The following is a 2,118-nucleotide window of genomic DNA, read 5'->3' as shown; positions in this document are numbered from 1 at the left end:
ACACAGTTTCAGGGCTGTACATGGCAACGGTGCCAAACTCACTGTGTGCCCAGAGCAGGTCGGTACCCGGCCTGCGCAAGCTGATGGTGACCAGCCGGTGAAAGTCCGGTCCGGGTAATCGCCAGGGAGCCCGGTAGCAGACGGCCGGTGTCCGGGGGAAACGCCGGGCATCGAAGCGCCGCGTCAAAAGCCCTATAGGGGGAGCAACCAGCTGGTCCGTAGCATGAAGCGAATCCTGCCGCCGTGTGATGGCATCCCAAAAAGGGAACAAGCGAGAGCCGAGCCGGGAGTGTCACGGTGAAGGCCATGGAAGAGACGAAGAACCTGGATAGCAGTCTCGAAGAACTCGCCGCGGTAAGGGGAGCGGAACGGTTGGAAGGCCATCATCGGAACTGGGGAAGCCCTCCCTGGCCCTGCTAAGCAGGAGACGGAGGCCGTATAACCGGTGAGCCCCGGGAAATCGGTGCTCTGCCAGGAGGGTGGCGGATGGGGGCGTAGTACCGTCGGAGGATGTCGGACAACAAAACCGCGTTCGAGGGAAGGCCCCCTGCTAATTCCATGCAAGACGAAGAGAGGGGCGTTGCATGAATGCCAAAGACGGCTAACCACGTGCATGAAAAGACGCGCTCTCTCCAAGTCAAGCTCTACCTTGCGGCCAAGCAGAATCGAGAGCGACGTTTTCACGCCCTGTACGACAAGGTATATCGGAACGACGTACTGTGGCAAGCATGGCAAATGGTGAAAGCAAACGGCGGCAGTGCAGGTGTGGATGGAGTCACGATCGAGGATATCGAGCGGCACGGTGTGGTTCCCTTTCTCCGTCAACTGCAAGAGGAATTACGGGATGGCAGCTACCGCCCGCAGCCCGTTCGGCGAGTCTACATTCCAAAACCGGATGGGCGTAAGCGTCCGCTGGGGATTCCAACCGTGCGTGACCGCATTGTTCAAACCGCCGCAAAGATTGTGCTGGAGCCCATCTTCGAAGCTAACTTTCGGGATTGTTCATACGGATTCCGGCCCAAACGTTCGGCCCATGATGTGAGACGACGCATACGCCGAGCCATTCAACGGGAGCAATGCCGCTGGGTGGTAGACGCGGACATCGTCGGCTTCTTCGACAACCTCAAACGCGGGCTGTTGATGAGGCTTGTACGACGTCGGATAAGCGACCGGAGAATGCTGCACCTGTTGTGGCAATGGTTGGACGCTGGTGTCATGGAAGACGGAGTACTGCATGAGACGGAAACGGGTACGCCGCAGGGCGGGATCATATCGCCTCTCTTGGCGAACATCTACCTCCATGTCCTGGACATGCTGTGGCAGACCCGATACAGCCGGCTGGGGAAACTCGTACGATATGCGGACGACCTGGTCATTCTGACCTGGCAGCGATGGCAAGCCCAACGGATTTACCGTATCTTGCAAACCCTACTCGGAAGGCTGGGACTGACCCTTTCACCGGAAAAGACGCGAGTAGTGAACCTGCAAAGGACCGGAACCGGGTTCGATTTCCTCGGCTACCACTATCGATGGCTCCCGAGTCATTGGAAGCCCGGTGCATGGTACGTCGCTTGCTGGCCGAGTCGGAAGGCGATGAAGCGAGCGCGCGAGCGCATTCGCGAGCTGACTCCGCTGCACCGAATAGGACTTCCGATCAGTGTGGTTGTCCAAGATCTCAATCGTTTCCTGACCGGATGGGCTGCGTACTTCCGCTATGGGAATTCCACACGCCAGTTTCGGGCAATAGACAATTACGTTGTAGAGCGGTTGAGCCGCTTCATCGCCCGGAAGTACGGTCGTCGCGGTATCCGACGTGGGATGTCGGTCTACCTTTCTAGTCGCACGCATCTTGGTTTGCGTACATTGGCGGGAACAGTGGTTTACGATTCTGTGAACGCCTGAGGTGAAGGAGTTAGGAGAGCCGTGTGACGGAGAACGTCACGCACGGTTCGATGAGGGGAGGCTGGAAACGGCCTTGCCGCGCCAGCCTTCTACTCTACTTATGCGCAACTTCCTGGACGCTGTGCCTAAGAGTTTGCAGGCGGAGCTGTATGGGAAAGTACGGGCCATCCTGGATGCGCCGGATGTGAAGACAGCCCGTTTGTTGATGGAGCAGGT

General features: G+C 58.3%; 1 protein-coding gene and 1 pseudogene. Both read left to right on the top strand.

Features of this window, described 5'->3' with window-relative positions:
• Positions 1 to 588 precede the first annotated feature (588 nt).
• Entirely contained in the window at positions 589 to 1,902 is a 1,314-nt protein-coding gene (gene ltrA / locus H522_RS20095) for a group II intron reverse transcriptase/maturase (RefSeq protein WP_081412234.1), read from the top strand.
• Between the two features lie 91 nt (positions 1,903 to 1,993).
• A pseudogene (locus H522_RS22245) lies at positions 1,994 to 2,118 on the top strand (IS256 family transposase); the annotation flags it as partial.

The sequence above is a fragment of the Alicyclobacillus herbarius DSM 13609 genome, from assembly GCF_000430585.1.
GTDB lineage: Bacteria > Bacillota > Bacilli > Alicyclobacillales > Alicyclobacillaceae > Alicyclobacillus_G > Alicyclobacillus_G herbarius.
Note: the sequence above shows the minus strand (reverse complement) of the source record. Positions and strands in the feature narration are given on the sequence as shown.